At 36.9% G+C, this 6203-nt stretch carries 8 protein-coding genes; 6 read left to right on the forward strand and 2 right to left on the reverse strand.

Annotated elements, in window-relative coordinates:
- Positions 1 to 36: 36 nt before the first annotated feature.
- The 4 genes from FC33_RS01750 (at position 37) to FC33_RS01765 (ending at position 3139) form a co-directional block, all read left to right on the forward strand.
- The gene (locus tag FC33_RS01750) at positions 37 to 1041 is read left to right on the forward strand and encodes a class I SAM-dependent methyltransferase (protein WP_057826904.1); all 1005 of its coding nucleotides are present in this window, start codon (positions 37 to 39) and stop codon (positions 1039 to 1041) included.
- Positions 1042 to 1136: 95 nt separating this feature from the next.
- A complete protein-coding gene (locus FC33_RS01755) occupies positions 1137 to 1736 on the forward strand; it encodes a YutD family protein (RefSeq protein ID WP_057826905.1) in 600 nt (199 codons plus the stop codon).
- A complete protein-coding gene (locus FC33_RS01760) occupies positions 1726 to 2517 on the forward strand; it encodes a TIGR01457 family HAD-type hydrolase (RefSeq protein WP_057826906.1) in 792 nt (263 codons plus the stop codon). The genes FC33_RS01755 and FC33_RS01760 overlap by 11 nt, the downstream gene beginning before the upstream one ends.
- Positions 2504 to 3139 carry a TIGR01906 family membrane protein gene (locus FC33_RS01765; RefSeq protein ID WP_186806304.1) on the forward strand — a complete coding sequence of 212 codons (636 nt, stop codon included), beginning with the start codon at positions 2504 to 2506 and terminating at the stop codon, positions 3137 to 3139. Before FC33_RS01760 ends, FC33_RS01765 begins: the two co-directional genes overlap by 14 nt.
- Before the next feature lie 22 nt (positions 3140 to 3161).
- Here the strand turns inward: FC33_RS01765 and FC33_RS01770 are convergent, their stop codons facing one another.
- Positions 3162 to 3809, reverse strand: a complete 648-nt coding sequence (locus FC33_RS01770; RefSeq protein WP_057826915.1) for a VTT domain-containing protein — start codon at positions 3807 to 3809, stop codon at positions 3162 to 3164.
- Between the two features lie 76 nt (positions 3810 to 3885).
- Positions 3886 to 4893 carry an NAD(P)/FAD-dependent oxidoreductase gene (locus FC33_RS01775; RefSeq protein ID WP_057826916.1) on the reverse strand — a complete coding sequence of 336 codons (1008 nt, stop codon included), beginning with the start codon at positions 4891 to 4893 and terminating at the stop codon, positions 3886 to 3888.
- A gap of 75 nt (positions 4894 to 4968) precedes the next feature.
- On the opposite strand from FC33_RS01775, the gene FC33_RS01780 reads away from it, so the two are divergent.
- Both FC33_RS01780 and FC33_RS01785 read left to right on the forward strand, forming a co-directional pair.
- Positions 4969 to 5553, forward strand: coding sequence for a peptidylprolyl isomerase (locus FC33_RS01780; protein WP_057826908.1), 585 nt, complete (start codon positions 4969 to 4971; stop codon positions 5551 to 5553).
- Between the two features lie 2 nt (positions 5554 to 5555).
- The gene (locus FC33_RS01785; protein ID WP_057826909.1) at positions 5556 to 5945 is read left to right on the forward strand and encodes a CvfD/Ygs/GSP13 family RNA-binding post-transcriptional regulator; all 390 of its coding nucleotides are present in this window, start codon (positions 5556 to 5558) and stop codon (positions 5943 to 5945) included.
- The last annotated feature ends 258 nt before the right edge of the window (positions 5946 to 6203 follow it).

A 6203-nucleotide genomic window follows, 5' to 3' on the forward strand; every position in this document is an offset into this window, starting at 1 on the left:
TTACACGAATATTGATTAGAACGTGAGGGTTAAAGCGTGGAGTTAAAAGATATTGAACAAGCATACCAAACACTGAGTCAAATTATCGAAATTTTCCAAAAGCAACTTGATCTTTCATATTTTGACGCATTGATTGAGGCGTTAAGCGACCTGCTTGAAAATCAGATTAATGGGAAGGAAGAAATTGACGCTTCAACGGTTGATGAGTTGGAAAAGTTATATCGGCACTTGGACTTGAGTGAATTTTCTTCAGAAGAGATTCGTCAAGTTATCCAATTATTATTATTGGGGTCATATAAAAAAGAACGAGTTCAGCCTAATCATCAAATGACGCCGGATTCAATTGGATATTTGATAACTTTTCTGATTGAAAAAATAACCCCAAAAGAAAAATTAAATTCGATGTTAGATCTGACAGTTGGAACGGGGAATTTGCTTGCTGTAATTTTAAACAATTTAAAGTCTCTCGGGAATCAAAGTTTAAAAGCGTATGGGGTCGATAATGATGATACGTTATTAGCAATTGCAGATGTTTCCCTTGCTCTCCAACGAATCAGCAATGTTGAACTTTTCCATCAGGATGCATTGGATAATTTAATGCTTCCGCAAGTTGATCTGGTAGTTAGTGATCTGCCAGTCGGATATTATCCGCTTGATGATCGTGCAGCACAGTTTGAAACGCATGCTGCGGAAGGTCATTCCTTTGCTCATTATTTATTGATTGAGCGTGGAATCGAAAAGCTCGCCGAAAATGGCTGGGGACTTTTTGTTGTTCCAAGTGGAATTTTTGAAACTAAGGAAGCCCAACCACTCTTGAAGATGATTCAGAAGAATGGTTATTTGCAGGGATTGCTGAATTTACCGCGTGAATTATTTGTATCTGAAAAATCGCGCAAAGCAATTTTAATGGTTCAGAAAAAGGGCGGTCAGGCTCATCAAGCATCTCAAATCTTGTTGGGTGATTTTCCATCATTGAAGGATAAAAAAGAATTTAACGGTTTCCTTGATGAAATCAATGCGTGGGTAAAAGAAAATCAATAATTTTGAAAAAGTTGTGGCAGGTGCCACGGCTTTTTTGTTAGTTATTCATTTTAGTGTATAATTTTAAAAGAAGAGTTTAAGTTGGAGGTGAGATTGTGAACGAAAAAAGGCGTGAAAAAATGGAAGAGCAGCTTGCGAAAAAGGCAAAGGCGATTGAAGAATACGCAAGTACGGTCGTTACACCAAATGATACGGATGTGATCATTGATGGGCGCAAGTATCAATTGGTTGAAAATTATCATGAAGGTTTTCAGGTTGATAAGTTGCGTGAACGTTTCAGTCCAATTTTAACCAAGTTTGATTATATTGTCGGTGATATGGGATATGATCAATTGCGGTTACGCGGATTTTACGATGATAAGCGTAAGGTTCAACCATCTCAAAAGATCAGTCATTTGCAAGATTATTTATATGAATATTGTAATTTTGGCTGTGCGTATTTTATTTTAAAGAATTGTGAGGTTCATGACAGCTTTCCGGCTCCAGCAGCTCACAAAAAAAGACGACGGAAAAACTCACGATCACGTACAAATACAAACCATAAACGTTCAGATAAAAAGTCGAATTATAATAATCGGAAACCTAAGATTCAAACGGTTAAGTCCAAGAATCGCCGTCAGGGGAGCCGTCACTTTGTAATTCGAAAGAAGAAAAATAATACTAATAATAAGCGGAGAGATCAAAATGCCAAATAAATTATACAAAGGATACATGATTGATTTAGACGGAACGATTTATCGGGGAAAAGAACGGATTCCGGCAGCTAAACGGTTTATTGAACGGTTGCAAAAGTTCGAAATTCCATTTTTATTTGTAACAAATAATAGTACCCGAACACCAGAACAGATTGTTGAAAATTTGAGTAAAAACTATGATATCCACGTCAAAAAGGAAAATGTGTACACTTCGGCGCTTGCAACGGCAGATTATATTGCTGATTTAGACGAACACAAACGGCAGGTTTATGCAGTTGGCCAATTAGGATTACAACAAGCCTTATTGGATCGTGGATTCCGGTTTAATGAACAGAATCCTGATTATGTTGTCGTTGGTTTAGATACGGACGTTACGTACCATAAACTTGAACTTGCAACCCTTGCAGTTCGGAATGGGGCAAAATTTATTGGAACAAACCCAGATTCGAATTTACCAAGTGAACGGGGAATGATTCCAAGTGCCGGCTCAATCGTTGCATGTATTGAATATGCTACCCAACAAAAGGCAACGTATGTTGGCAAACCTGAAAATATTATTATGGAAAAAGCGCTTGAAAAAATGAATCTTCCGGAGGATCAGGTTGCGATGGTTGGCGATAATTATCGAACGGATATTATGGCAGGAATCAACTTTGGAATGGATACAATTATCGTTTACACTGGGTTATCAACCAAGGAAGAAGTCGCCCGTGAAAAGGTCCAACCAACCCATCAAATCGATTCGTTAGATGAATGGCAAGTATCTGATGAAGAAAAATAATTTGATTTTACTAAGAGATATGATTGTGATTGGAATTGCAGTTGTATCTCTTTCAATTTTTATGACAGTTAATTTTACGGGATTATATCATTTCTTTGTCGTGCGTGATCACCTCGGACGGCTCGTAGGATTGAGTAATCATGAATTAATGATCAACTACTGTCATTTAATTAGCTATCTTCAATGCGGATGGATCCATCATTGGCAAACAAGTCTCCTTTCCTCATCAAAGGGATTGACTCATTTTGCAAATGTGAAACAGTTGATTGAGTTTAATAATGTCGTTTTGATGATTTTTGGAATTTTAGCGGGAATCGTAATTAGGAACCGCATAAGAAAGCATCAGATGTGGCAGTTGATTTTACCCGTTAAGATGGGACTGACTTTATTAGGGACATTTGTATTTATTTTAGTGATTGCCTTCAATCGGATTTTTATTTTGTTTCATGAAGTTTTATTTCGAAATCGAGATTGGATCTTTAACCCGCAAACCGATCCAATTATTAAAGCTCTTCCAGAAAGCTTTTTTGAAGCGTGTTTTCTTTTAGTATTTTTAATTTGGATTTTAGCGGGGTTAGGTCTAATTTGGTATGGTAAACATGAATTAAAAAAAGCAAGATGAACAAACATCTTGCTTTTTTTTGTTAGGCTTTCTTTTTTGATAATTTTGCTTTGATCGCACTGAAAATTGCTGGTAAAACTGAAACAACAATGATTGCGATCACGATCAATGAGAAGTGTTCCTTTACAAATGGGAAGTTACCGAAGAAGTAGCCGCCACCACAGCAAAGGATGACCCAGCCGATCGCACCTAAGACATTGTACCGAATAAAAGTTGAATATTTCATTCCACTTCCGCCAGCAACAAATGGGGCAAATGTTCGGATAATTGGCATGAAACGGGCAAGTGAAATTGCGATTCCGCCGTGTTTTTCAAAGAAGGCTTCGGTTCGATTGAGGTCGTCTTCCTTAATGAAACGTCCAAAAAATGAATTTTTTGTAAGATGTTTTCCAATTGTTTTTCCAATCGTAAAGTTTAACGAATCACCTGCAATTGGAGCGATTAAGAATAAAATTACGAATGTCCAAATGTGAAGGTGATATTCCGGATTAGCTGCAAGAGCGCTTGCGGCGAATAGCAATGAATCCCCGGGAAGAAATGGGAGAATCACTGCACCAGTTTCAATAAAGATAATTCCGAATAAAATTAAGTATGTCCAGTCGCCAAATTGATTTACGATGGCAACAAGGTGTGAATCAATATGTAAAACAAAATCAATAAATTGTGAAATTAAATGCAAAATATCCCTCCAAAAATTTTAGTGACACTAGAAGTATACCTTTTTAATGGAGGGATGACAATTAAGTTTATTCAACGTTAAAGTTTTTCATTAACTGAGTACTGTGAGTTGGCTGCCGTTTTTCAGGATAAATTGTTTCAAGGGCATGGTTGATTGCGACCGGTGCTTGGCCAAACCCACAAGCAATTAAATCAACGCAACCTTCTTGATATGCATTATCACCAATTGCATAAACGCCCTTGATCGATGTTTGCTGGGTACTGTCGACTTTAATTTGATTATGAGCTGTTTCAAGATTCCACTTTTTTTGAACCGAAGTGTCCGTTTTAAAACCGTAGTTTACAATTAATGCATCGGCAAGAAGCGTTTGATATTCGTCTTTTGTTCGTGAACGTTTAAGTCGAATTTGCGTTTGATTACCTTGATGTTCAAGCCCATCGATCATATACGGAGTTAGGATTTCAACATTTGCGAGTTCTTTGATTTTACTGATTGAACTTTCAAGGGCACGGAACTGATCACGTCGGTGAACAAGTGTAACTTTTTTAGCAACTTTACTTAGTTCAATCGTCCAGTCGGCGGCTGAATCGCCACCTCCGGCAATAACTACGTTTTTGTCTTTAAACATCAAGATGTCAGGCACACTGTAAAAGAGCGAAGTATTTTCAAAGTCAGCGGCATTTTCAACTTTAAGTTTTCGCGGTTCAAATGCGCCGACTCCGGTTGCAAGAATAATTGATCGTGAAAGGGTCGTTCGTTTATTTGTTTGGATATGGAAAATTCCATCGTCATCTTTTTCAAATTTTTCAACGGTTTCGTTAAGGTGAATTTCAGGTTTAAAGAAATCAGTTTGTTCTTTTAAGTTTGAAATTAAGTCAGTTCCAGAAATTTTAAAATATCCGGGAACGTCGTAAATCTGTTTTGCGGGGAATAGAGCAGTTACTTGGCCGCCAACTTCAGAAAGACTTTCAATAACTTGAGTTTTAGCTTGACGCATTAATGCATATGTTGCTGTAAATAACCCAACTGGACCTGCACCAACGATTGTAATGTCATAAATTTCATTTTCCAAAATCCTCACCATCCGTCTTTAATTGTTCTCTAAGTTTGTTATACTACATATTAGAAAAATTTGAAGGAGATGTCCATATTGAATTATCCACAGTTGAACCTTGAAAATGAAAAGGGACCAAAAGCAACGATCAAGACAAACTATGGTGAGATGCAATTTCAACTTTTCCCTGAAATTGCACCGAAAGCAGTTGAAAATTTCGTTGGATTGTCAAAAAAAGGTTATTATGATGGGGTGATCTTTCACCGGGTCATTAAAGATTTTATGATTCAGGGCGGCGATCCAACTGGAACCGGAATGGGTGGTAACAGTATCTGGGAAAAGCCATTTGAAGATGAATTTTCAAATCAAGCCTTTAATTTAAGAGGGGCATTGTCAATGGCCAATGCTGGCCCTGGAACAAATGGAAGTCAATTCTTTATTGTTCAAAATGAAAATCTTGATCCGATGATGATCAAGGAAATGAAGGCTGCAAGTTATCCGGATGAAATTATTGAAAAGTATCGTGAAGGCGGGACTCCATGGTTAGACCACCGGCACACGGTCTTTGGTCATTTAATTTCGGGATGGGATGTTCTTGATAAAATTGCAAATGTAAAAACCCTTCCTGGAGATAAGCCTGAAAAAGATGTAGTTATTGAAGGCATCACAATTGAGGAATAGTTATGGATTATCGAATTGGAATGGTTCTGACAGGAAGAGTGACCGGGATTCAACCCTATGGAGCGTTTGTTTTATTGGATGACAATACTCAAGGATTGATTCACATTTCCGAGTTAAAGCATGGTTTTATTTCAGATGTCAGTGATTATTTAAAAGTTGGTCAGATGGTTAAGGTAATGATTGTTGATATTGATGAGTATACAGGAAAGATATCATTGTCATTACGCTGTTTGGAACAGCCATTTAACTTTAAATATAATCGTGATGAGATCGCTCATCGGTATAAAAAATACTGGAGTAATCGGCATGTTGAAGAAGGATTTAAGCCAATCGCCGAGCGATTAGATGGCTGGGTTGAGGATGCTTTGGAAGATATAAAAAATGGAAAATAAAAAAAGTTCTTGACCTTTAGAATAAATTCAGATAATATAATAAACGTTGTTGAGATTTGATCTTATCGCTTCTTGACAGTGTTTATTTTTTTGATAAACTATTAAAAGTCGGCAGTTGATTTTGTTAAGAAAAAAGTTCTTGACATTTTCTGATTGCATGATAAAATATCAAATGTTGTCTGTTAAAAGACATTGATATGAAGTAGATCTTTGAAAACTGAACAATGTTTCGACACACAAATGTGCAGGACAATTCAT

The sequence above is a fragment of the Ligilactobacillus aviarius subsp. aviarius DSM 20655 genome (assembly GCF_001436315.1).
GTDB lineage: Bacteria > Bacillota > Bacilli > Lactobacillales > Lactobacillaceae > Ligilactobacillus > Ligilactobacillus aviarius.